23 protein-coding genes are annotated in these 21804 nt (G+C 67.9%); 10 read left to right on the forward strand and 13 right to left on the reverse strand.

Annotated elements, in window-relative coordinates:
• Positions 1 to 51 precede the first annotated feature (51 nt).
• On the reverse strand, positions 52 to 1221 hold the full coding sequence (gene rnd, locus CSEG_RS11425) for a ribonuclease D (RefSeq protein ID WP_013079387.1): 1170 nt from the start codon (positions 1219 to 1221) through the stop codon (positions 52 to 54).
• 137 nt (positions 1222 to 1358) lie between these two features.
• On the opposite strand from rnd, the gene purM reads away from it, so the two are divergent.
• Positions 1359 to 2384, forward strand: coding sequence for a phosphoribosylformylglycinamidine cyclo-ligase (gene purM, locus CSEG_RS11430; protein ID WP_013079388.1), 1026 nt, complete (start codon positions 1359 to 1361; stop codon positions 2382 to 2384).
• Positions 2384 to 2965 (forward strand): phosphoribosylglycinamide formyltransferase, encoded by a 582-nt coding sequence (purN, locus tag CSEG_RS11435; protein WP_013079389.1) that lies wholly within the window; start codon positions 2384 to 2386, stop codon positions 2963 to 2965. The genes purM and purN overlap by 1 nt, the downstream gene beginning before the upstream one ends.
• Here purN and CSEG_RS11440 read toward each other — a convergent pair.
• Positions 2962 to 3312 (reverse strand): PRC-barrel domain-containing protein, encoded by a 351-nt coding sequence (locus CSEG_RS11440; RefSeq protein WP_157038990.1) that lies wholly within the window; start codon positions 3310 to 3312, stop codon positions 2962 to 2964. The genes purN and CSEG_RS11440 overlap by 4 nt on opposite strands.
• Positions 3313 to 3470: 158 nt before the next feature.
• On the opposite strand from CSEG_RS11440, the gene CSEG_RS11445 reads away from it, so the two are divergent.
• The gene (locus tag CSEG_RS11445) at positions 3471 to 4091 is read left to right on the forward strand and encodes a DedA family protein (protein WP_013079391.1); all 621 of its coding nucleotides are present in this window, start codon (positions 3471 to 3473) and stop codon (positions 4089 to 4091) included.
• 1 nt (position 4092) lies between these two features.
• Here CSEG_RS11445 and CSEG_RS11450 read toward each other — a convergent pair whose 3' ends face one another.
• Positions 4093 to 4734 (reverse strand): YoaK family protein, encoded by a 642-nt coding sequence (locus tag CSEG_RS11450; protein ID WP_013079392.1) that lies wholly within the window; start codon positions 4732 to 4734, stop codon positions 4093 to 4095.
• An 81-nt stretch (positions 4735 to 4815) separates the two neighbouring features.
• Complete coding sequence (gene ndk / locus CSEG_RS11455) at positions 4816 to 5235, reverse strand: nucleoside-diphosphate kinase (RefSeq protein ID WP_013079393.1); 420 nt, start codon at positions 5233 to 5235, stop codon at positions 4816 to 4818.
• Between the two features lie 96 nt (positions 5236 to 5331).
• Between ndk and CSEG_RS11460 the strand changes: the two genes are divergently transcribed.
• Both CSEG_RS11460 and CSEG_RS11465 read left to right on the forward strand, forming a co-directional pair.
• Entirely contained in the window at positions 5332 to 7206 is a 1875-nt protein-coding gene (locus tag CSEG_RS11460) for an ABC-F family ATP-binding cassette domain-containing protein (protein ID WP_013079394.1), read from the forward strand.
• Between the two features lie 97 nt (positions 7207 to 7303).
• Positions 7304 to 7702 (forward strand): hypothetical protein, encoded by a 399-nt coding sequence (locus CSEG_RS11465; RefSeq protein ID WP_013079395.1) that lies wholly within the window; start codon positions 7304 to 7306, stop codon positions 7700 to 7702.
• 9 nt (positions 7703 to 7711) lie between these two features.
• Here the strand turns inward: CSEG_RS11465 and CSEG_RS21575 are convergent, their stop codons facing one another.
• The 9 genes from CSEG_RS21575 to CSEG_RS11505 form a co-directional block, all read right to left on the reverse strand.
• Positions 7712 to 8548 carry a c-type cytochrome gene (locus CSEG_RS21575; RefSeq protein ID WP_013079396.1) on the reverse strand — a complete coding sequence of 279 codons (837 nt, stop codon included), beginning with the start codon at positions 8546 to 8548 and terminating at the stop codon, positions 7712 to 7714.
• A 4-nt stretch (positions 8549 to 8552) separates the two neighbouring features.
• A complete protein-coding gene (locus tag CSEG_RS11475) occupies positions 8553 to 10175 on the reverse strand; it encodes a cbb3-type cytochrome c oxidase subunit I (protein ID WP_013079397.1) in 1623 nt (540 codons plus the stop codon).
• Complete coding sequence (locus CSEG_RS11480) at positions 10162 to 10707, reverse strand: cupredoxin domain-containing protein (protein WP_013079398.1); 546 nt, start codon at positions 10705 to 10707, stop codon at positions 10162 to 10164. Before CSEG_RS11480 ends, CSEG_RS11475 begins: the two co-directional genes overlap by 14 nt.
• Positions 10704 to 10868 (reverse strand): hypothetical protein, encoded by a 165-nt coding sequence (locus tag CSEG_RS22875; protein WP_013079399.1) that lies wholly within the window; start codon positions 10866 to 10868, stop codon positions 10704 to 10706. The genes CSEG_RS11480 and CSEG_RS22875 overlap by 4 nt, the downstream gene beginning before the upstream one ends.
• A 99-nt stretch (positions 10869 to 10967) precedes the next feature.
• On the reverse strand, positions 10968 to 11519 hold the full coding sequence (locus CSEG_RS11485; protein WP_013079400.1) for a hypothetical protein: 552 nt from the start codon (positions 11517 to 11519) through the stop codon (positions 10968 to 10970).
• Positions 11520 to 11625: 106 nt separating this feature from the next.
• A complete protein-coding gene (locus tag CSEG_RS11490) occupies positions 11626 to 11976 on the reverse strand; it encodes a c-type cytochrome (RefSeq protein WP_167535124.1) in 351 nt (116 codons plus the stop codon).
• Positions 11977 to 12079: 103 nt separating this feature from the next.
• Positions 12080 to 12430 (reverse strand): hypothetical protein, encoded by a 351-nt coding sequence (locus tag CSEG_RS11495; RefSeq protein ID WP_013079402.1) that lies wholly within the window; start codon positions 12428 to 12430, stop codon positions 12080 to 12082.
• Positions 12427 to 12891: a DNA polymerase III subunit chi gene (locus CSEG_RS11500; protein ID WP_013079403.1), complete on the reverse strand. Its 465-nt coding sequence runs from the start codon at positions 12889 to 12891 to the stop codon at positions 12427 to 12429. The genes CSEG_RS11495 and CSEG_RS11500 overlap by 4 nt, the downstream gene beginning before the upstream one ends.
• A gap of 2 nt (positions 12892 to 12893) precedes the next feature.
• Positions 12894 to 14375: a leucyl aminopeptidase gene (locus CSEG_RS11505; protein WP_013079404.1), complete on the reverse strand. Its 1482-nt coding sequence runs from the start codon at positions 14373 to 14375 to the stop codon at positions 12894 to 12896.
• Positions 14376 to 14597: 222 nt separating this feature from the next.
• Here CSEG_RS11505 and lptF point away from each other — a divergent pair, with 222 nt between their 5' ends.
• The 5 genes from lptF to pdxA all read left to right on the forward strand — a co-directional run bounded on the left by lptF (position 14598) and on the right by pdxA (position 21789).
• Entirely contained in the window at positions 14598 to 15740 is a 1143-nt protein-coding gene (lptF, locus tag CSEG_RS11510) for an LPS export ABC transporter permease LptF (protein WP_013079405.1), read from the forward strand.
• Positions 15737 to 16840 carry an LPS export ABC transporter permease LptG gene (gene lptG / locus CSEG_RS11515; RefSeq protein WP_013079406.1) on the forward strand — a complete coding sequence of 368 codons (1104 nt, stop codon included), beginning with the start codon at positions 15737 to 15739 and terminating at the stop codon, positions 16838 to 16840. The genes lptF and lptG overlap by 4 nt, the downstream gene beginning before the upstream one ends.
• Complete coding sequence (locus CSEG_RS11520) at positions 16833 to 19265, forward strand: LPS-assembly protein LptD (protein WP_041538281.1); 2433 nt, start codon at positions 16833 to 16835, stop codon at positions 19263 to 19265. Before lptG ends, CSEG_RS11520 begins: the two co-directional genes overlap by 8 nt.
• Positions 19266 to 19432: 167 nt before the next feature.
• On the forward strand, positions 19433 to 20791 hold the full coding sequence (locus CSEG_RS11525) for a peptidylprolyl isomerase (protein WP_013079408.1): 1359 nt from the start codon (positions 19433 to 19435) through the stop codon (positions 20789 to 20791).
• Entirely contained in the window at positions 20788 to 21789 is a 1002-nt protein-coding gene (gene pdxA / locus CSEG_RS11530) for a 4-hydroxythreonine-4-phosphate dehydrogenase PdxA (protein WP_013079409.1), read from the forward strand. The genes CSEG_RS11525 and pdxA overlap by 4 nt, the downstream gene beginning before the upstream one ends.
• Positions 21790 to 21804: the final 15 nt, after the last annotated feature.

The following is a 21804-nucleotide window of genomic DNA, read 5'->3' on the forward strand; positions in this document are numbered from 1 at the left end:
TTCCGCCGGCTCAAGACCAGCGAAAATGCACCTCTTGACGCTTTGAAGGGCTTAACTCGCCTTGGGCGCGCGCCGAACCTCGACCACACGCACCTTGGCGCCGTCCAGCACCAAGGCCAGTTCGCCCCGCTTGATCTTCAGGGCGTCAGCCCCGAAGGCGTCACGACGCCAGCCGGCGAGGGCCGGCGTGGCGGCGTTGTCGTCGGCGGCGATCTTCTCGAGGTCCGAGACCGTGGCGATCAGCTTGGAGGCGACGCCCGCCTCTTCCGCCCGCGCCTTCAGCAGGACCTTGAGCAGCTCGACGACCGCGCCGGCGTTTTGCGGCGGCGGCGGGCCGGGCTTGTCGACGATGGGCGCGTAGCCCTCCGGATCGGCCAGGGCGGCCTTGATCGCGGCCAACAGGTCGGGACCGAACTTGCTGCCGCCGAAGCCCTTGGGCACGCCGCGCAGGTTGTTCAGGGCCTCCAGGCTGGTCGGGGCCTGGGTGGCCAGCTCGTCGATGGCCTCGTCCTTGAGGATGCGGCCGCGCGGCTGGTCGCGGTTCTGGGCGGTGCGCTCGCGCCAGGCGGCGACGGCCTTGAACACGGCCAGGTACTTGGCCTGCGTCTTGCGCGGGCGCAGGCGGCGCCAGGCTTTTTCCGGATCCACGTCATAGGCGGCCGGGTCGGAGATGGCGGTCATCTCTTCCTCGACCCAGGCCAGACGGCCCGAGGTCTCAAGACGCTCGCGCAGGATGGGGAACAGCGCGGCCAAGTGTGTCACGTCGGCCAGGGCGTAGGTCAGCTGAGCCTCGGTCAGCGGCCGGCGCGCCCAGTCGGTGAAGCGGCTGGACTTGTCCAGTTCGATCCGCAGCATCTGGCGAACCAGGGCGTCATAGGCGATCTGTTCGCCAAAGCCCGCCGCCATGCCCGCCACCTGGGTGTCGAACAGCGGCTTGGGCATCGCCTTCAGGTTATTGAAGATCTCGACGTCCTGACGGGCGGCGTGGAAGACCTTGAGGATGCGCTCGTCACGCATCACCGCCAGCAGGGGCTCGAGGTCGATATCGTCGGCCAGAGGGTCGATGACGGCTTCGTGCGTGGGCGAGGCGACCTGGATCAGGCACAGCTTGGGCCAGTAAGTCGTCTCGCGCATGAACTCGGTGTCCACCGCGACGAAAGGCTCGCCCGCAAGCTCATTACAAAACGCCGCCAGCTCGGCGGTGGTGGTGATCGGCTTCATCCGCTGCTAATAGCCTCGCGCACCCCCGAGTCTGCAAGCGTCAAGACGCAGGAAGCTGGGCCGGGACGCAAAATTTCCGCGAGTTCGGAGGATGTTCCCGTCCTCCGAGAGACCAAAGAGCGAGCGCCAGAGCGACCATGAGCGATCAGCCCAACGGCCTTACCTATGCCCAGGCGGGCGTCGACATCGACGCGGGCAACGCGCTCGTCGACGCGATCAAGCCCCTGGCCAAGGCCACCCGCCGCCCCGGCGCGGAAGCCAGCCTCGGCGGTTTCGGCGCGCTCTTCGACCTCAAGGCGGCCGGTTACGACGATCCGCTGCTGGTCACCACGACCGACGGCGTCGGCACCAAGCTTCGCATCGCCATCGATTCAGGGATGCACGCCACGGTCGGCATCGACCTCGTCGCCATGTGCGTCAACGACCTGCTGGCGCAGGGCGCCGAGCCGCTGATGTTCCTGGACTACTTCGCCACCGGCAAGCTGGACGTCGAGATCGCCAAGAGCGTCGTCGCCGGCATCGCCGAGGGCTGCAAGCTGTCGGGCTCGGCCCTGGTCGGCGGCGAGACGGCCGAAATGCCGGGCATGTACGGCGACGGCGAGTATGACCTGGCGGGCTTCTCGGTCGGCGCGGTCGAGCGCGACGGCGTCCTGCCCAAGCTGGACAAGCAGCGCGCCGGCGACATCATCATCGGCCTGGGCTCGTCGGGCCCGCACTCCAACGGCTATTCGCTGGTGCGCCGCGTGGTCGAGCGCTCGGGCCTCTCCTGGGACGCTCCCTGCCCGTTTGAAGACGGCAAGACCCTGGCCGAGGCCCTGATGGCCCCGACCCGCATCTATGTGAAGTCGCTGCTGCCGCTCCTTCAGTCAGGGCGCGTGAAAGGTGGGGCGCACATCACCGGCGGCGGCCTGATCGAGAACCCGCCGCGCGCCATCGCCGAGGGCCTGGCCGCCGAGTTCGACTGGAACGCCTGGGCGATGCCGCCCGTGTTCGACTGGCTGGCCCAGACCGGCGGGATTTCCGAGCACGAGATGCGCCGCACGTTCAACTGCGGCGTCGGCTTCATCATCATCGTCGCGCAAGCCGACGCCGAGCCGGTGCTGGCGGCCCTGCTGAACGCCGGCGAGGACGCGTTCATCTGCGGTCAGCTGGTCAAGGCCTGATGGCCTCGAAGACCAAGGTCGCGGTGCTGATCTCGGGCCGGGGCTCCAACATGGAGGCCCTGGTCCGCGCAGCCCAGGCACCGGGCTGCCCCTTCGAGATCGCGCTGGTGCTCGCCAACAAGCCCGACGCCAAGGGCCTGGAGATCGCCTCGGAGGCCGGCGTCGAGGCGCTGTGCGTCGACCAGAAGCCGTTCGGCAAGGACCGCGAAGCGCACGAACGCGCCATTGACGCGGCCCTGCGTGAGCGGGGGATCGAGATCATCGCGCTGGCCGGCTATATGCGGATCCTCACGCCCTTCCTGGTGGACGCCTGGGAAGGTCGGATGCTGAACATTCACCCGTCCCTGCTGCCCAACTATCCGGGGCTCGACACCCACGCCCGCGCGATCGCGGCGGGCGAGGTCGAGGCCGGCTGCACGGTGCACCTGGTCACGGCTGGCGTCGACGAGGGTCCGATCCTGGGCCAAGCCCGCGTGCCGATCCTTCCGGACGACGATGATCACACGCTCGCCGCCCGTGTTCTCGAGCAGGAACACAGACTCTACGCCAAGACCCTGGCCGATTTCGTCAGGACGCTCTAAGGGGCGACGAAGACGTCCGAGGGGGCGTCGAAGTACCGGTTGGACTGCTCGTCCCAAGCGTAGTCGGCGCTGCCGATCTGCGCGCGGTCGTAGCTGGGCGAGCCCTTGAAGCGATCCTTCTCCACATCGGCGTGAAACGTCTTGGCCATGGGGTCGTAGCGGACGATCGACCACGGCACCGGATGGTATCTTCCGGACCCGCCGAGCAAGCCCGGCGCCTCCACCACGACGAACGCGATCCGTCCCGTGTCGAGATCGACGAAGGTCTCGCGAATGTGCCCGAGCTTCGCGCCGCCCTGCCCGATCAATTCCTGGTCCAGGATGTCTTTGCTTTTGGTCAGCGGCATGGCGCCCTCGCGGTTGCGGCTCGTGACGAGCCCTTTCACCAGGAGATAGCGCCTCGACCGGCCACAAGTTTCCTCGCCGGCGCGCTGGGACCGCGTGTCGCACGCCGTAAAGGCTGTTGGGTCAGAACTTCGTCATCTTGTTTGGGCATACCAGCCCCATGGACGCCTGGATCGCCGATCTCTTTCGAGTCGCCGCCGACAACGCCGGTTTCGCCGGCGCGATCCTGTTCGCCTTCACTTTGCTGGAGGCCCTGCTGGTCGTGGGCCTGCTGATCCCCATCCTGGGCGTCATGCTGGCCGCCGGGGCGCTGGTGGCCCAAGGCGTGCTGCATCCGGTCGAGGCCATCCTGTGGTGCAGCGCCGGCGCGGCCGTGGGCGACGCCATCTCCTACCTGATGGGCCGGGGCCTGGGCGGCCGCCGCGCCTCGCGGTTCCTGTTCGCCGGCAAGCGCCGCCTGCTGGCGCGCGCCAAGCTGCTGACCCGCCGTCACGGCGTCCTGGCCATCGCCGCCGCGCGCTATCTGGGTCCGGCGCGTCCCTTCATCCCGATCCTGGCGGGGATGTCGCGCACCCGCGGCTGGAGCTTCCAGATCGCCAATGTTCTGTCCGCGCCCATCTGGGTGGTGTCGCTGCTGGCGCCTGGCTATCTGGCCGCCCGCAATCTGGAGCTGCTGCGCACCGACCCCGCGGTCGCGGTGGCCTGGGCGCTCGCCGCCGCGGCCGTGATCGCCGGCGGCTGGCTGACGGCGCGCCGGATGAACCGCGTCCAGGCCGCTTAGGCTAAACCGACCGCCAACGCCGCTCGGCCCAAAGGGCCGCGCCGGTCACCACGCTCACCGCCACCCACAGCGCCGCCGCGCCGACCGTGACATAGGTCAGGGCGCCCAAGGCCCCGCCGGCCGCCAAGCCGGTCCATAGCAGCACGTAGCGCAGCCAGTCCGACGGCTCGCCGCCCACCAGCGCGCCGGCGATCCTCTGACCCGCCTTGACCAGCGCTCCGGTCATGTAGGTGAGCCCCACCGCCACGTCGCCGTTCTTCTGGAACACCGCGTTCTCGGCCCCCATGGCCATGGCGACGGCGGTGACGCCCGCCGTGTCGTAGCCAAACCCGAGCAGGGTCGCGCCGCTGGCCAGCAGGATCCCCTCCAGGACCAGCACCGGCGAGCGCCGGTTCTCGCCGAAGGCCCGAGCGGTCAGCGCCCCCAGCACCACGCCGGCGACAAATGAGGCCACAAGGGTCAGCACGGTCGCCACCGCCGCCCAATGGGCCGTGGCGAGGCCCACGCCCAGGCGCGTGGAGTTGCCGCTCATGAATGAGACGAAGAAGCCGCCCAGCTTCAGGAAGCCGATCGCGTCGACATAGCCGGCCACGCCCGAAAGCGTCACCGCCAGCATCACCTCGCCTCGCCCGTAGGACTTCATCGCCAGACCTCGCGGCAAAAGAAAACGGCCGGATCGTCACCGATCCGGCCGCTCTTGGTCATCCGAAAAGTCGGACCGAGATCAGCCGACGATTTCGTCTTCGGTGAAGAACTGCTCGATTTCGATCTTGGCGTTGTCCAGGCTGTCCGAGCCGTGGACCGAGTTTTCGCCGATCGACAGGGCGAACTGCTTGCGGATCGTGCCTTCGTCGGCGTTGGCGGGGTTCGTGGCGCCCATGACTTCGCGATACTTGGCAACGGCGTTGTCGCCTTGCAGGACCTGGACGACGACCGGCTCGGCGGTCATCTGGGCGACGAGTTCGCCGTAGAACGGACGCTCGGCGTGGACTTCGTAGAACTTCTTGGCTTGGGCTTCGGTCAGCTTCACGCGACGCTGAGCGACGATGCGCAGGCCGGCGGCCTCGATCACCGCGTTGATGGCGCCGGTCAGGTTACGACGCGTGGCGTCCGGCTTGATGATCGAGAAGGTGCGTTCGGTCACGACAGTGATCTCACAGAAAAGTTGTGAATTGGGAGGTTGCGGGCTTATAGCCGTGCGCCCCGTCCTCGCCAACCCCACCGCGTAACCTTCACAAAAATGCTTCAGATCAACGACCTGACGTTCAACGCCTGGGGACGGAAGTTCTTCGACCACGCCAGCGTCAGCCTGCCGCCCGGCGCCAAGGTCGGCCTGATCGGCCGCAACGGCGTGGGCAAGTCCACCCTGTTCAAGCTGATCCTGGGCCAGCTGCACGCCGGCGACGACGAGATCAGCCTGCCCAAGGCCGCGCGGATCGGTTCGGTGGACCAGGAGCACCCGGCCACGCCCGTCTCCCTGCTGGACACGGTGCTGGAGGCCGACGAGGAGCGCCACGACCTGCTGACGCGTCTGGAAACGGCCGATCCCGAGGAGATGGGCGAGATCTGGGGCCGCCTGATCGAGATCGATTCCGACGCCGCGCCTTCCAAGGCGTCCGAAATCCTGGTGGGCCTGGGCTTCAGCCAGGACGACCTGGCCCGGCCGATGAGCGAGTTCTCCGGCGGCTGGCGCATGCGCGTGGCCCTGGCCGCGGCGCTGTTCGCCGAGCCCGACATGCTGCTGCTGGACGAACCGACCAACTATCTCGACCTGGAAGGCGCGCTCTGGCTGGAGGCCCGGCTGCAAAAGTACCCGCACACCGCGCTGATCGTCAGCCACGACCGCGAGCTGCTCAACAACAGCTGCACCCATATGCTGCACCTGGCTGGGGGCAAGCTGGAACTCTACACCGGCGGCTACGACGACTTCGAAAAGCGCCGCGCCGAAAAGGCCCGCCTGCAACTCTCCGCGAAAGCCAAGCAGGACGCCGAGCGCGCCCACCTGCAGGCCTTCGTCGATCGCTTCAAGGCCAAGGCCTCAAAGGCCGCTCAGGCGCAGTCGCGCATGAAGCGCCTGGCCAAGATGGAGCCGGTGGCCACTACGATCGAAGAGCGCGTCGCCCCCTTCACCCTGCCCTCGCCGCCCCGTCCCCTGCCCCCGCCGCTGATCCGGCTGGAGAAGGCCAGCGTCGGCTACGAGCAAGGCCGCGCGATCCTGAAGAACCTGAACCTGCGGATGGACCTAGACGACCGCATCGGTCTCTTGGGCGTCAACGGCGCGGGCAAGTCGACCTTCGCCAAGATGATCGCCGGGGCCCTGGGCGTGCAGAGCGGCGAATTCCACCGCGACAAGAAGATGAAGGTCGGCTGGTTCCACCAGCACCAGATCGAGGCGATGGACCCCAACGACACCCCGCTGGAGATCATCCGCCGGGCCATGCCGGAAGCCTCCGAGAGCTCGCGCCGCTCAAAGCTGGCGCAGTTCGGCCTGGGGTTCGAGAAACAGGAAACCACCGTCGCCAATCTGTCGGGCGGCGAACGCGCCCGCTTGCTGCTCAACATGGTGGCGATGGACGCGCCGCACATGCTGATCCTGGACGAACCGACCAACCACCTGGACATCGACAGCCGCCGGGCTCTGCTGGATGCGCTGAACGACTATATGGGCGCGGTGATCCTGATCACCCACGACCGATCGCTGATGGAATTGGTCGCCGACCGCCTGTGGCTGGCCGCCGACGGTACGGTTAAGCCGTTCGACGGTGACATGGACGACTACGCCAAGTTCGTGCTGGACCGCGCCAAGCAGGCCGTGAAGCCGACCCAGGTCGCCCGCGAGCCCGACAAGGCCGACGCTCCGGCGACCGCGCAGCCCAGGAAGGCCGCGATCGAACCGCTACGCCGCAAGGTCGACGCCGCCGAGCAGGTCATGACCCGCTGCACGCGCAACCTGGCCGATCTGGACGCCCAGCTGGCCGATCCGGACCTCTATGTGAAGAACCCGGGCAAGGTGGCGGAGCTGACCAAGCGCCGCGACAACGCCAAAGCCAAGCTGGACGAGGCCGAAGAAGCCTGGATGGCCCTGGCCGAGGAACTGGCCGAAGCCGAGGCTTGACATCAGGCAAATCACTCTCTCGAAAAACGAGAGGGTAAACGGCCCTAAACCATGAAGTTTAGTGGTTAAGAGACATCTCGCGTTCATTTTGTGCGACATGACATCGCACCCCGCCCGCAACCACATCGTCGCCAACCCCGAGGGCCTTTCGGCCCAGGTGGTGTTGGAATCGTTCGGCCAATGGGTCAACGACCGGATCGGCGAAGCCATGCGGATCGAGATGGACCTGGCCTTCCGGGACCGTCCTTTCGACATCGAGATCGGCCGCTCGCCAGCGCTGGTCGGCTGGGAGCACAAGTTCATTCCGCCGGGTTCGCCCGCGCCGAAGGGCAAGATGTGGACCGTCTACCGCCTGCACGACCAGGAAGGCCGTCCGGCCCACCTGCCGCGCTCGGGCGACCTGGTCGAAGACCTGACGCCGCTGCTGGGCGAACTGGGCTACCTGGGCGTCTTCGACGACGGCGTGGCGATGTTCCCGGGCGTGGGCAAGCGCTAAGGCGCGCGCCTAGTACGTTCCCTGATACAGCGCCGCGATGCGGCGGATCTCATCGTCGCTGAGCTTGCCGGCCACGTCGCGCATGCGCCGATAGACGTCGTTGCGCCGCGCGCCGTGCTTGTAGTCCAGCAGTTGCCGCTCGAGATAACCCGCGTTCTGTCCCGCGATAACCGGCGTTTCCGGCGGACCGCCGGCGCCGCGCGCGTGGCAGCTCTCGCACGGCGGCATCTGGCGAGAGGGGTCGCCGCGGTGGATCAGTCGGCTGATGGCCGGATCGTCGACGCCCAGATCGCCGGCGCCCAGCCGCACACGCGCCTTCACGTGGCCGAAATACGAGGCCACCTGCGCCAACTGCTCGTCGGTCAGGGCCTGAGCCACCGGGGTCATCTGCGCGTTGTAGCGCGCCCCGGAACGGTAGTCGGACAGCTGCTTGTAGATCGCCTCGGGCGACTGCCCCGCCAGGCGCGGGAACGCGTCGCTGATCGTCGTGCCCTCCTCGCCGTGACAGGCCGAGCAGACATCAGCGGCCAGCGCCGCGCCCGGACGCGGATCGGCGTTGGCCAGGATCGTCAGGGTCTGGGGGCTCCAGCGCACTTGCGAGACCGGCGCGGCCTTGGCGTCGAATGACGGCTGCGGCTGGGCCGGCGTGCCGGGCTTCAGACCCACCGCGCGGCAGATCGCCGTCCAGGCGTCGATATTGGCGTTGGGCGCCTGCAGGACCGGCAGGACGAACAGGCCCACCGCCACCGAGAAGGCCAGCACACCGCCGACCAGCAGGCCGGCGCTCAGCGTCCAGCGGCGATCGTTGGGCTCTTCTGGGGGTTCAGGATGTTCGGGTTCGCTCATCGCATCAACCTCCCGACAGCCTGTGCAGGATCGCTTCCGGCGCATCGCCGATGAAGAACTGGGCGATGGGGTAGCCGTAAGCCACGGCCATCAGCACCGCGACCAGGATGTTCCAGACCCAGAAGCCGTTCAGGACGGCCGGCACGCGCTTGGGCTGATGCACGGCCAAGGCGTAGGCGTAGCCTTCCGGCGCCACGGCCGCGGCGTCCTTGCGCGGCAGCAGATTGGCCACGAACAGCGCCGCGCTGCTCAGCAGCATCAACCCGCCGATCAGCGACACCACGACCCACGGTCCCCACCAGGCGATGCGCGGATCGGAATAGTCGAAGCTGGCGACCCGACGCCATTGGCCCTGCAGGCCCAGGAAGTGCCAGGGAAAGGTCATCACCATCATGCCGATCGCCCACAGCCACAGCTGCAGCCTCTGCCAGCGGGCGTCGACCAGTTGGCGACGGATCAGGCTGGGCCAGATCTCGTAGGCGATGGCGAAGTACATGATCACCACCGTGCCGCCGAAGATCAGGTGGAAGTGCGCGGTGACCCACGCGGTGTTGTGAACCATGGCGTTCATGCCGTAGCTCATGTTGATCAGGCCGCCGCCGCCGCCGAACCACAGCATGAAGAAGGCCAGCCCGGTGGCCAGCATCATCGGCCGGTCCCACGGCAGAGCCTTGATCCAGCCCAGCAATCCCTTGCCGCCGCGCAGGCGTCCGGCCAGCTCCATCGAGGCCGAGATCGTGAACACGGTCAGCAGGGTCGGCGCCGAGACCAGCGCCGTCAGCGACATCTGGATGAACTTGAAGCCCGTCGAGTGTTCGGGGTCCATGAACAGGTGGTGCATGCCGACCGGCAGGCTGTAGAGCAGGAACGCCACGAAGGTCAGGCGGCCCATGGTGTCGCTGAAGAGGCACCCTCCGGCCGCGCGCGGGGCCATGGTGTAGAAGGCCGTATAGGCCGGGATCAGCCAGAAATAGACGATGGCGTGCAGGGTCCACGAGAACAGGGTCCGCGACAGGCCGACGTCGATCGTCTGCTTGAAGCCCAGCACCGCCGGCATGATCAGGAACAGGATCTCGCTGGCCACGCCGACCGTGGTCCACAGCCACATCACCGCATTGGCGACGGTGGCATACATGGCCAAAGGCACCGGGACGCCGGGATTGGCCTTCTTGAAGCCGCCCATGGCCACCAGCATCAGCACGCACCAGACCCACGAGGCCACGACCACCAGCACGAGGCCCAGATAGAACCAGACCGTCGCCGTCAGCGGCGGATAGAAGGTGTAGAGCACCGAGGCCTGGCCCGCGCCGATCGACAGCACGGCCATGACGACGCCGACCACGCCCATCCAGTAGGCGCCCCAGGCCCAAGTCCTTCCGGGCAGTTCGCGCTTCAAGGCGGTCTCGGCGACGTAGTAGCCAAAGCCCATGATGAAGAAGGTGGTCAGCACATAGGCCATCGAGACCCCGTGCGCGGTCACCGACTGGTAGTAGCGCTGGGGGATGTCCTGCGGGGCCGACAGCGGGCTGCGCACCCACATCTGCCAGACGCCCAGGGCGCAGGCGGCGAGGAAGACGACGAAGGCCAGCCACAGGTGGGCCAGGATCAGGCGGTTATTGCGCGGCACAGGCGACCCTCCCGTCCGGACCCGGCTTGAAGTCCGCCTTCGGCACCACGCGCACCGTGGCCACCATCTCGCTGTGGCCCAGGCCGCAGTATTCGTGGCACGGCATCAGGAGGTCGCCGGTCTTGCGGAACACGGTGTGGACCTGGGCGACATAGCCCGGCACCACCATGGTGTTGACGTTGGTGCCCGAGACCAGGATGCCGTGGACCACGTCCGGGCTCGAAAACCGCAAGGTCACCGGCGTCTCGGCCGGCAGGACGACGCAGCGCGGCACGAAGGCGAACTGGGTGGCCACGATGCGCGCGGTGATCTGGCCGTTGGCCTCGACCCGCGTGCCCAGATTGGCCTCGGTGAACTCGGCCGACAGGTGCAGGTCCTGCGGCTTGGTGCGCTCGATATTGCTGGGCGGATTGATGTGCATGACCACGCCGGCCACGATCACCATGACCATGATCAGCGAGACGCAAGCGATCACCACGACCAGCCAGCGCGTCTCGGCGCGAGCGATGTCCTTCTCGGTGGAGGCGTTCATCCCACCGATCCCCGCGGCAGGAAGACGAACAGGTACATCGCCAGCCAGGCCAGCATCAGCGAGCCGACGGTCAGTCCTGCCAGGGCGAAGGCGCCCTTGGGCGTTTCCTTCAGCGCGGCGTCGATCTCGGCCTCGGTGAGACCATCGTCTTCAGGCGGCATGACCCCTCCAGCCGTGGCGCTTGAAACCAGAAGCGCACACTAACTCAGGGGTTGCAAGTCCACCCCGGAACCACCAGAGAGTCCTATCCGTGCAGGATGTCAGTTGCGTGTAGGATCGGCGGCGGTTGACCACGTCTTGAGCGCCGGCGGCAGTAGCGAGGGCGCGCAATAGCGGAAGGTCTCCCCGCCCTGCCCCCGCCGCATCGTGAAAGTCAGGTTGTCCTTAATCTCGATCGTCGCGCGCTCGCTGGAGCGTGGGGCCGGCCCCGAGCCGGCGTCGATGCAGGACTGTTCGATCTCGTAGGCGGCGCCGCGCTTCTGCAGGACGTTGATCCGGCAGTCTCGCGTGTGGGCGCCGTTCAAGCCCAGACCGTCGTAACGGCGGATGGCCGCGTTGGGCGGATCAGAGCAGGCGATATCGCCCGCCACGAAGATCCCGTGCTTCAGCGGCAGGCTCCCGCCGAGGTCTTGCGACGGCTCGATCAGGCCGTCGCGCGAAGCCCGCGGACCGGCGCGAGTCTCCGTTCGCGTGTCGGGCGTGGACGGCCCCTGCTCCGCCGGCGTCGAAGGCTGGGCGGGCGTTTGCCGCTCCTGACAAGCCGCCATGGCGAGTAGCGAAGCCAGCGCGGCCCAGGTGGGTCTCGAGATCATGCGGCATCCTCTTTGGTCGGACCGCCAAGCGCTGGGTCGGGCGCATCGCAGGCTGCACGCCATCAAGGGCCAAAGATGGACAGGGTTCCTTCGCTCGATCCCAAAGTCACCGCTTCAGCGAGCGGATATAGGCGGTGACGTCGGCGATATCGGCCTTGCTCATCGCCTTCGCCGGCATCGAGTAGTGGCCGACCTGGGTGATCGCCTCCAGCTCCCAGTCGAGCCGGGTCTGGACATAGCGGCCGGCGATCTCCTCGAAGGTCGGCGCGCCCGCCTTGGGGCTCACGGAGTCGCCGCGCACCGTGTGGCAGCCGGCGCACTCCCGCCGCGCGAAGTCGCCGCCGCGCGCCGGAGAGCCCGCGACCGTGTCGGCGTCCACCTTTCGGCGTTCGGAGGGCGAAGATTGCGCCAAGGCGCCGCCGACCATGACGGCGGTCGCCAGAACGAGTGTGCCCATCAACGTCGCGTATCGCATGGCCAGCCTCCATCGCTGGCCGGATGGTGAGATCGCCAGACGACTTCGCCAAGTCAGGGCGTTTGCTTAAGGCGCGGCGTGCGCCCTAGCCGCACTTCACCTGCTGGACGACGCCGGTGTCGGCGTTGAACAGGATATTCAGGCGGTCCGGGCGGTAGTCCATCGTCACCGGGCAGGTCGTGCAGGCCACGCGCCAGCGGGAGGGATCGACCGGAGCCGGCAGGCTGGTGCGCGGCTTGCCGATGAAGGCCTGGGCGTCCTTCAGGCCGCACTGGTCCTTTTCCGGTTCGGCGGCCGGCGGCGTCGCCGGAAGGGCGATGGCCGGCGGCGCGGTCGGCGTGCTGGGCGGCGGCGGCGGGGCGGGCTCCGGCGCGCTGGAGCACGACGCCAGCGTCAAGGCCAACCCGACGCTCATACCGGTCACGATCCGCTTCATGCCTGCTTCTCCCAACCGCGCTCGGCGCCCTGCCGCCAATACGACACCGGATGCCCCGCCTTCTTGAACACCGACCACCGCCCCCGCGCCTCGGCGAGGGCCTGATCGTCCCTGCCGTCGAACAGCAGGATGCAGCGAGAAACCCCTGAAAGGTCTCCCGGATCCGCGCCATCGATCAGGAAGATCGCGTCGCCGTGGTTGGGATTGCCCTCCTCGGCCGTCAGCAGCACCGGCTGGCGCTCGGCCATCGGCTCGCTGGCCAGGCCGTGCGGCAGGAAGCTGTCCTCGCGATAGGTCCAGAGCTGCTGGTCCAGCGCCTCGATCCGCTTGAGATCGCCGCCGCGCACCAGCGCCTTCCAGCCCCTGCCCAGCGTCTTTTCCAGAAGCTCGGGCAGCACCGCCTCGAGCGGGCTGCGCTCGAGGTGATAGAACCAGACCTCGCAGGGCGCGGCGTCGGTCATGTTCAGCCTTCGTAGGCGTCGGCGACCAGGCGGTTCAGCAGGCGAACGCCGAAGCCGGCGGCGCCGTCGGGCACGGTGGGGTCGGTCGACGGCTTCTTCCAGGCCACCGAGGCGATGTCGAGGTGGGCCCACGGCACGCCGTTGACGAACTTCTGCAGAAACAGGCCGGCCGTGATCGAACCGGCCGGGCGGCCGCCGATGTTTTTCATGTCGGCGATCGGGCTTTCGATCTGCTTTTCGTAAGACGCCGGCAGCGGCAGACGCCAAAGGCTCTCGCGCTCGGCCTTGCCGGCGGCGAGAAGTTTTTCCGACAAGCCATCGTTATTGCTGAACAAACCGGCGTAGTCATGACCCAGCGAGATGATGATCGCGCCGGTCAGGGTGGCCAGGTCGATCATGAACTGCGGCTTGAAGCGCTCCTGGGTGTACCAGAGCGCGTCGGCCAGGACGAGGCGGCCTTCGGCGTCGGTGTTGATGACCTCGATCGTCTGCCCGGACATCGAGGTGACCACGTCCCCCGGACGCTGAGCGTTGCCGTCGGGCATGTTCTCGACAAGGCCCAGCACGCCGATGGCGTTGACCTTGGCCTTGCGGCCGGCCAGGGCGTGCATGACGCCGGCCACGGCGGCCGCGCCGCCCATGTCCCACTTCATGTCCTCCATGCCGTCGGCCGGCTTGATCGAGATGCCGCCGGTGTCGAAGCAGACGCCCTTGCCCACGAAGGCGATCGGCTGGGCGTTCTTATCCGCCGCGCCCATCCACTTCATAATCACCAGTTGGCTTTCGCGGACGCTGCCTTGGCCGACGCCCAGCAGGCTGCCCATGCCCAGCTTGGCCATCTCGGCCTCGCCCAGGATCTCGACCTCCAGGCCTAGGCTCTCGAGGCTCTTGGCGCGGGCGGCGAATTCTTCCGGATGCAGGATGTTGGCCGGCTCCGAGACCAGATCGCGGCTGAACACGATCGCGTGGGCCAGGGCCGCGAGCGGCTCGTAGGCCTTCTGGGCCTTGACCGGATCGGCGGCGGCGACCTTGACCACCTGGACCGACGGCTTCTTCTCGGCCTTTTCGGTCGTGCGGTATTTGTCAAAGCGATAGGCGGCCAGGCGCGCGCCGAAGGCGGCGCGGGCCGCGCTCTCGGCGTCGGCGCCCATCTTCAGAACGAGTTCGCTGACGCCCGAGGCCTTCACCGCCTGGTAGGCCGCCGCAGCGGCGGTCTCGACCGCCTCCGGTTCGACCGCGCCGGACCCGTCGACGCCGATCAGCACCACGCGAGCGGCCTCCAGGCCATGGGGCGCGACGAGATCGAGCGTCTGGCCCTTGCCGCCGGTGAAGCGACCGCCGGCGATGGCGCGCGCCAGGGCGCCGCTCGTGGCCTCGTTCGCCGCCTTGGCTTCCGGAGAGAGCGCCGCGCCCTCGTGAGCCAGGACCGCCAGAGCGGCCGTGGCGCCGGCTTGGGTGTCGACGGGAACGAACTCGATACGCATTCCGCGCTCCTGCATTTGGGCGACTTGGCGGGCGTCGCGATCACCGCGCGCCCCTTCTTCAACAAGCGGGCATAGTCCAATGCCGCGCCTTAGAAAAGGCTCCGTTCAGCCGCAGTCGGGACGGCCAAGTCAGGTCCCCGGTTGTGCCAACGTTAAGCCCCCGTGTAGAACGGCGCATCTTCGGGGTTCGTCCCACGAATCCATTTCCCCGAACCCGTCTTCATGCGCCTCATTGAACGCTATCTCTTCCGCCAGTTGCTGGGTCCGACGCTTCTGGCGACCGCGGCCCTGGTGGCGCTCGCCTTGCTGGCGCGCAGCCTGTCGGAGTTCGACGTGCTGGTGGAACAGCGCCAAAGCGCGGTGGTGTTCCTGAAGATCATCCTGCTGGCCCTCCCCCAGCTTCTGGCGATCATGATGCCGCTGGCCTTGTTCGTGGCGGCGCTGGTCGCGCTGAACCGGCTGCACACCGAGCAGGAGATCGTCGTCTGCTTCGCTGGCGGCATGAGTCGCTGGGCCGTGATCTCGCCCGCCATGCGCCTAGCGGTGATGGCCGCCCTGATCTCGCTGATCTCGGGACTTTGGCTGCAGCCGTGGAGCGCGCGCCAGATCCGCGAAACCGCTTTCGACATCAAGACCGACGTCGCCTCGACTCTCGTCCAGCCCGGCCAGTTCACCGAGCCGGGCCCCGGCCTGACCGTCTACGCCCAGTCGATCAACCGCGACAACAAGATCCAGAACCTGTTCATCCACCAGGAGATGCCCAACGGCGGGGCCTCGACCTACTCCTCGCGCGAGGCCGAGATCGCCACCCGCAAGGGCCAGCCGGTGCTGATCATGCGTCATGGCAGCAACCAGCAGTTCTCGCGCCAGGGCGTGCTGCAGTACACCTCGTTCGACGAATACACCTTCGACCTGTCCAGCCTGTTCCGCAGCGACGAGCTGCTGCACTACAAGATCGCCGACCGCTATCCGCACGAGCTGTTCTTCCCCGACATGACCCAGGACTGGGAACGGCAGAACCGGGACAAGATGCTGGCCGAGGGGCATTCGCGCTTCGCCGGCCCGCTCTACAACCTGGCCCTGATGGCCATGGCCATCGCGGCCGTGATCGGCGGACCGTTCAGCCGAATGGGCTATGGCAAGCGGATCGCCGCCGTCGGCGCGGCCGCCGGCGTGGTGCGCATCGCCGGCTTTGGCGTTCAGGCGGCCTGCGCCGACAGCCCCGAGCTCAACGTCCTGCAGTATCTGGTGCCGCTGACGGCCATGGCGTGGGGCTTCTCGCAGATCTTCCGCCAGAAGGTCTCCCGCCGTCGCGCGGCCAAGCTGGCCAGGACCTCGCCGGCCTGGACGGGAGCGGCCGGATGATGACCATGGGCATGCTCGAACGCTATGTGCTCAAGCGCAGCATGAGCGCGCTCGTCGGCGCCCTGGCCGTGCTGGGCGCGATGGTGATGTTGATCGCCTTCGTCGACATCGCGCGCAATGTCGGTACGCGCGCCGACGTCAACTTCTTCCAGCTGCTGTACCTGACGGTGCTGCAGGCGCCAGCGACCATTCTGGTGCTGGCGCCGTTCGTCTTCCTGTTCGGCACCATGTGGGCTTTCGTCGAACTGAACCGGCGCAGCGAGCTGATCGCCATGCGCGCGGCCGGGGTCTCGGCGTGGCGCTTCATCATGCCGGCCGCCACCGCATCGTTCGTGATCGGCCTTCTGACGATCACCCTGCTGAACCCGTTGACCACGGCCATGACCGCGCGCTTCGAGACCGAGCGCGACCACATGATGAACGGCTACCTGAACAACGCGCCCCGGGGGACGTGGCTGCGCCAGGGCGACGACAAGACCCAGATCGTCATCCGCGCCCGCGGTCGCGACATGATCGACGGCTCGGTGCGCCTGCGCGGCGTGTCCTTGTTCGTCTACACCCTCAACAAGAAGGGGGTCATGGACTTCACGCGCCGGATCGAAGCCAATGAAGCTCGGCTGGAACCCGGTTTTTGGCGCCTGACGGGCGTGCGCGAGGCCACGCCCGGCGCCGGCGCCATCCGCTCCGACAGCCTGTCGATCCCGTCCAATCTCGACGACCGCACCGCGTCCGAGCGCTTCAACACGCCCCAGGCCGTGGCGCTTTGGCGCCTGCCGGCGACGATCAAGCGCGCGGAAGACGCCGGCTTCTCGGCCGCGCCGTTCAAGCTGCGCCTGCAGCAGGACCTTGCCACGCCCCTGCTCTTCTCGGCCATGTCGGTGCTGGCGGCGGCGTTTTCGCTGCGCCTGATGCGCCTGGGCGGACTGGCGGCGCTCGCCGGCTCGGGCGTTGCGCTGGGCTTCGGATTCTTTTTCTTCAACGAGCTGTGCAGCACCTTGGGTAAGGCCGACGTTCTGGCCCCGTCCATCGCCGCCTGGACGCCGCCCATCGTGGCGATTTTGGCGGGCTTCACTTTGCTTTGCTATACCGAGGATGGGTGAGTCATTGCTTCCAAGGTCGTTCATGACTGAACAGCGTCCCAGCACGCCGTCCGCCGGCCGCGCCCTTCTTCTCGGCGGCGGGGCCTGGCTTGCGCTCGCCTGCGCCGGCGCGGCTCACGCCCAGACCAGTCTGGCGTCGATTCCGCAGGCCCCGCCCGTTCCCGCGCCGCCTTCGGACGGCCTGGGCGATGGGGGGTACTACCTCGAATCCGACCTGCTGATCCGAGACGACCAGGCGCAGAAGATGACGGCGCGCGGCTCGGTCGAGGCGCGCTATCAGGGCCGCACCCTGCGCGCGGACGAGGTGATCTACGACACCAAGACCGGCACGGTCGTCGCCAACGGCCACGTCCAGCTGATCAACCCCGACGGCACCGCCGAATTCGCCGATCACCTGGAGGTCGACGAGGACATGAAGGCCGGCTTCGCCCGGAACTTCTCGGCGCGCCTCGGTGAGAACGTGAAGGTCGCCGCCGCCACGGCGGTGCGACGCAACGCCAACATCCAGGAACTGAACAGCGCCATCTACACCCCGTGCGAGGTGTGCGCCGAGAAGCCGACGCCGACCTGGTCGGTGCAGGCCGATCACATCGTCCAGGATAAGAAGCGGCAGCTGATCTACTACAAGCACGCGGTCATCCGCGTCTGGGGCGCCCCGATCCTTTACCTGCCGCTGTTCTGGCACCCGGATCCCCAGGCCAAGCGCAGCTCGGGCTTCCTCGCGCCCAAGATCATTCCCTATTCCAAGAGCCGGGGCCTCTCCTACGAGCAGCCCTATCTCTATGTGATCTCGCCGTCGTCCGACGTGGTCGTCGCCCCGCAGATCAACAGCAAGGTGAACCCGTTCCTGAACGTGAACTACCGCAAGCGCTTCTATTCGGGGATGCTCGAAGCGCGCGGCGGCTTCACCTACGACAAGGACTTCGACATCCGGGGCGACCGGTTCGGCAAGGCCTCGGCCCGCAGCTACATCCTGGCCAACGGCAAGTTCGACATCGACGCGAAGTGGAAGTGGGGCTTCTCGGCCGAGCGGGCGTCGGACGCCCTGATCTTCGACCGCTACAAGATCAACGACGTCTACCAGCAGCGCGGCCTGTTCACGAGCGACGACCACCGGTTGGTGTCGCAGCTCTACGCCACGCGTCAGGCCCAGCGCTCCTGGTTCTCGGTCTCGGCCGTCTCGGTCCAGGGCCTGCGCGTCGTCGGGACCAGCGAAACGGGCACGGCGAACGCCTTCGAGAACAGCGGCGCCTTCCCGCTGATCGGTCCGATGGTCGAGACCCGCTGGGAGCCCGATTCGCCGATCCTGGGCGGGCGCCTGCGCCTGCAAGGCACCGGCGTGATGCTGAACCGCTCGGAATCGCAATACGGCGAAGCCCCGTACTATCTGGGCGCCTACAAGGGTCAGGACGGCGTCGACTCCAGCCGCGCCAGCGTCAAGGCCGACTGGCGGACCAGCACGATCGTGGGCAATGGCCTCAAGGTCTCGCCCTTCGCCCAGGCCCGCGCCGACGCCTATTCGATCCGGACCTATCTCACCGCCGCGGCGGCCGCCCTGGGCGATGACGACAAGCAGACCTACACCCGCTCGCTGGGCGTGGCGGGCGTCGACTTCAGCCTGCCGCTCTATAAGGCGCTGTCGAACGGCGGCAGCATCGTGCTGGAGCCCCTGGCCCAGGTCGCCGCTGGCTCCGAAAGCTCACGCGTGCCGGTCGTCGTCGCGCGCGACGGGACCAAGACCTACCTCTACAACGAAGACAGCGCGACGCTGGAATTCGACGAGACCAACCTGTTCCAGGCCAACAAGTCGCCGGGCTTCGACCTCTACGAAGGCGGCCAGCGGCTGAACGTCGGCGGCCGGGCCACCTACGCCCTGCCCGACGGGCGTGGCGGCAGCATCCTGGTCGGCCGCAGCTTCCGGACCAAGTTCGACCCGCTGCTGCCCGCTCGCACCGGCTTGCAGAGCAAGTCGTCGGACTGGATCGTCTCGGCGACGGTGACGCCGATCCGCGGGATCACAGCCTTCGCCCGCACGCGCCTCGATTCCGAGACGCAGGAGATCCACCGGATCGAAACCGGCGTCGACGCCTACACCCAGCGCGGCTGGGGCACGATCCGCTATCTGAAGGACGAACTGGACGCCAACGGCAACCAGCAGGAGAACTTCGAGGCTCGCGGCGAGCTCAAGCTGACCAAGCAATGGTCGCTGACGGCGTTCGGCCAGCGCGACATGGTGGCCGACGTCTGGCGTCGTCGCGACCTGGGCGTGGCCTATACCGACGACTGCATCCGCATCGACGTCATCTATCAACAGGAAGACCGCTACGCCTCGACCGCGACCGGTCTTCGGCTGCAGCCGGACCGAACGATCGTCTTCCGCCTAACGCTCGCCACATTGGGTGATACAGGGTACAGCTCGAACTAAGTAACCGCGCTTGGGGGCGTGCGGGTTGGCCCGCATGCCCGCTGGCGTGTCTCGGGGCGACGGCCGAACGGAAAAAACGCCGGCTTCGGCGCGCGCCGCCTTCGAAACCATGATAACCGACCGCGCTCCCCAGGGGGCGGCCTGGGCCTAGAGGAACGACACTATCCATGCGGTCTGCGCGTAGCGTGACGACTTTCGCGGCCGGCGCCGCGTCCATTCTGGCCCTGACGGCGGCGAGCTTCGCCCCGCATGCCCTGGCCCAGGACCAAGCCGGCGCGCCGCCGCAGGTGGAGGCTCCGGCCGCCGCCCCGCAGGCCGCCGCGCCCGCTCCTCTGTCGGAAAGCGTCGCCGCCGTCGTCAATGACGACATCATCTCCAGCTACGACCTGATGCAGCGCATGCGCCTGCTGATGGCCACCTCGGGCATGCAGCCCACCCAGGAGAACCTGCCGCAGATCCAGCAGGAAGCCTTGCGCTCCCTGATCGACGAGCGCCTGCAGATGCAGGAGCTGCGCCGCGTCGAGAAGCAGCAGAAGATCACGATCATCTCGACCGACAAGGAAGTCGACGAGCAGGTCGCCGATATCGCCCAATCCAACAAGATGACCTCCGACCAGCTGAAGCAGTCGCTGGTCCAGCAAGGCATCGGCCTGGACACCTGGCGCGCCCAGCTGCGCGCGGACTCCAGCTGGCAGTCGTGGATTCAAGGCCGCTACGGTTCGCGCCTTCGGATCGGCGAGGACCAGATCAAGGCCTATCAGCGCCGCCTCGCCGAATCGGCGGCCAAGCCGCAGTACCAGATCAGCGAAGTCTTCCTGGACGCCAGCCGCGTGGGCGGCATGGAAGTCGCCGTGAACGGCGCCGCGCAACTGATCGCCCAAATGCAGCAAGGCGCGCCCTTCGCGGCCGTGGCGCGTCAGTTCTCGGGCTCGGCCACCGCGGCCAACGGCGGCGACGTGGGCTGGGTCAATCAGGGCGAGATGCCCACGGAGGTCGACGAAGCCCTCGAGCAGCTGCGTCCCGGCCAGCTGTCGCGCCCGATCCAGGTCAAGGACGGCGTCTACATCATCTATCTGCGCGACAAGCGCGCGGGCTCGAAGACCGCCATTGTCGACCTCAAGCAGGTCGCCGCGCCGCTGCCGGCCGACGCCACCGAGGCCCAGGTTGCGGCCGCCACCAAGCTGCTGACGGACCTCAGGCCCAAGATCAACAGCTGCCAGACGCTGGAAACCGTCGCCGGTAAGGTCGACGGCCTGGTCGCCGGCGACCTCGGCGAGGCCGAGATCACCGACCTCGCCCCCGCGTTCCAGGAAGCGGCCAGCAAGCTGGACATCGGCCAGATCTCCGATCCGATCCGCACGGACGCCGGTCTTCACCTGATCGCCGTCTGCGGCAAGCGTCAGGGCGGAGCCAACGCGCCCACGCACGACCAGATCGAAAACCGCCTGCGTGGCCAGCAGCTGGCGCTGATCTCCAAGCGCTACCTGCGCGACCTGCGCAACCAGGCGACCATCGAGACCCGGTGACGATCCGCCCGCTCGCTCTCAGCGCCGGCGATCCGGCCGGCGTCGGCGGAGAGATCATCGCCAAGGCTTGGCGCACGCTTCGCGAGGCTGGACCGCCCTTCGTCGTGATCGGCGATGCGCAGCTGCTGGCCTCGGCCGGCGCCGGGGTGAAAGTTCAGGCGGTGACGCGCCCGCGCGAAGCGCTGGACGTCTTCGCCGACGCCTTGCCAGTCATCGATATTCCCCTCCTCTCCCCGGTGGTCGCGGGCCAGCCCTCGCCCGCCTACGCGCCGCAGGTGATCCGCTGGATCGAGACCGGCGTGGGGCTGGCGCTGTCGGGCGAAGTCTCTGGTCTCGTCACCGCCCCCATCGCCAAGGCGCCGCTCTACGACGCCGGCTTCAAGTTCCCCGGCCACACCGAGTTCCTCGCCGAACTGACCGCCGCCGAGCGCTTCGAGGGCCCGCGGGGCCCGGTGATGATGTTGACGGCCGGCGACCTGCGCACGACCCTGGCGACCATCCACACGCCAATCGCCAAGGTCCCTGGCGCTCTGACCATTGAGGGGATCGTCAATACTGCGCTGGTGACCGCCGACGCCCTGCGTCGCGACTTTGGCGTAGCCGCGCCGCGCCTGGCGGTCGCGGGCCTCAATCCGCACGCGGGCGAAGGCGGCGCGATCGGGCGCGAGGAGATCGAGATCATCGGGCCGGCCGTGCAGGCCCTCCGCGACCGGGGGGTCGACGCGATCGGCCCCTCGCCCGCCGACACCCTGTTCCACGCCGAGGCCCGGGCCCGCTACGACGGGGTGCTGTGCATGTACCACGATCAGGCCCTGATCCCGGTGAAGATGCTGGACTTCTGGGGCGGCGTGAACGTCACCCTGGGCCTGCCGATCGTGCGGACCTCGCCCGACCACGGCACGGGCTTCGACATCGCTGGACGCGGCCTCGCCCGCCCCGATAGCCTGATCGCCGCCATCCAGCTGGCGGCGCAGATCGCCGCCCGCCGCGGCGGCTAGAGCATGATAGCCGAA

The organism is Caulobacter segnis ATCC 21756 (genome assembly GCF_000092285.1).
GTDB lineage: Bacteria > Pseudomonadota > Alphaproteobacteria > Caulobacterales > Caulobacteraceae > Caulobacter > Caulobacter segnis.

Excerpts from the sequence above, each read along its gene's own strand:
- CSEG_RS11525 (WP_013079408.1), top strand. The coding sequence starts at position 19,433 with ATGCGGTCTGCGCGTAGCGTGACGACTTTCGCGGCCGGCGCCGCGTCC.
- CSEG_RS11490 (WP_167535124.1), bottom strand. The coding sequence starts at position 11,976 with ATGGGCACACTCGTTCTGGCGACCGCCGTCATGGTCGGCGGCGCCTTG.
- CSEG_RS11445 (WP_013079391.1), top strand. The coding sequence starts at position 3,471 with ATGGACGCCTGGATCGCCGATCTCTTTCGAGTCGCCGCCGACAACGCC.
- purM (WP_013079388.1), top strand. The coding sequence starts at position 1,359 with ATGAGCGATCAGCCCAACGGCCTTACCTATGCCCAGGCGGGCGTCGAC.
- CSEG_RS11485 (WP_013079400.1), bottom strand. The coding sequence starts at position 11,519 with ATGATCTCGAGACCCACCTGGGCCGCGCTGGCTTCGCTACTCGCCATG.
- CSEG_RS11480 (WP_013079398.1), bottom strand. The coding sequence starts at position 10,707 with ATGAACGCCTCCACCGAGAAGGACATCGCTCGCGCCGAGACGCGCTGG.
- CSEG_RS11495 (WP_013079402.1), bottom strand. The coding sequence starts at position 12,430 with ATGAAGCGGATCGTGACCGGTATGAGCGTCGGGTTGGCCTTGACGCTG.
- CSEG_RS11440 (WP_157038990.1), bottom strand. The coding sequence starts at position 3,312 with ATGCCGCTGACCAAAAGCAAAGACATCCTGGACCAGGAATTGATCGGG.
- purN (WP_013079389.1), top strand. The coding sequence starts at position 2,384 with ATGGCCTCGAAGACCAAGGTCGCGGTGCTGATCTCGGGCCGGGGCTCC.
- CSEG_RS21575 (WP_013079396.1), bottom strand. The coding sequence starts at position 8,548 with ATGAGCGAACCCGAACATCCTGAACCCCCAGAAGAGCCCAACGATCGC.
- CSEG_RS11465 (WP_013079395.1), top strand. The coding sequence starts at position 7,304 with ATGACATCGCACCCCGCCCGCAACCACATCGTCGCCAACCCCGAGGGC.
- CSEG_RS11500 (WP_013079403.1), bottom strand. The coding sequence starts at position 12,891 with ATGACCGACGCCGCGCCCTGCGAGGTCTGGTTCTATCACCTCGAGCGC.
- rnd (WP_013079387.1), bottom strand. The coding sequence starts at position 1,221 with ATGAAGCCGATCACCACCACCGCCGAGCTGGCGGCGTTTTGTAATGAG.
- CSEG_RS11460 (WP_013079394.1), top strand. The coding sequence starts at position 5,332 with ATGCTTCAGATCAACGACCTGACGTTCAACGCCTGGGGACGGAAGTTC.
- CSEG_RS22875 (WP_013079399.1), bottom strand. The coding sequence starts at position 10,868 with ATGCCGCCTGAAGACGATGGTCTCACCGAGGCCGAGATCGACGCCGCG.
- CSEG_RS11520 (WP_041538281.1), top strand. The coding sequence starts at position 16,833 with ATGGGTGAGTCATTGCTTCCAAGGTCGTTCATGACTGAACAGCGTCCC.
- lptF (WP_013079405.1), top strand. The coding sequence starts at position 14,598 with ATGCGCCTCATTGAACGCTATCTCTTCCGCCAGTTGCTGGGTCCGACG.
- lptG (WP_013079406.1), top strand. The coding sequence starts at position 15,737 with ATGATGACCATGGGCATGCTCGAACGCTATGTGCTCAAGCGCAGCATG.
- CSEG_RS11450 (WP_013079392.1), bottom strand. The coding sequence starts at position 4,734 with ATGAAGTCCTACGGGCGAGGCGAGGTGATGCTGGCGGTGACGCTTTCG.
- CSEG_RS11505 (WP_013079404.1), bottom strand. The coding sequence starts at position 14,375 with ATGCGTATCGAGTTCGTTCCCGTCGACACCCAAGCCGGCGCCACGGCC.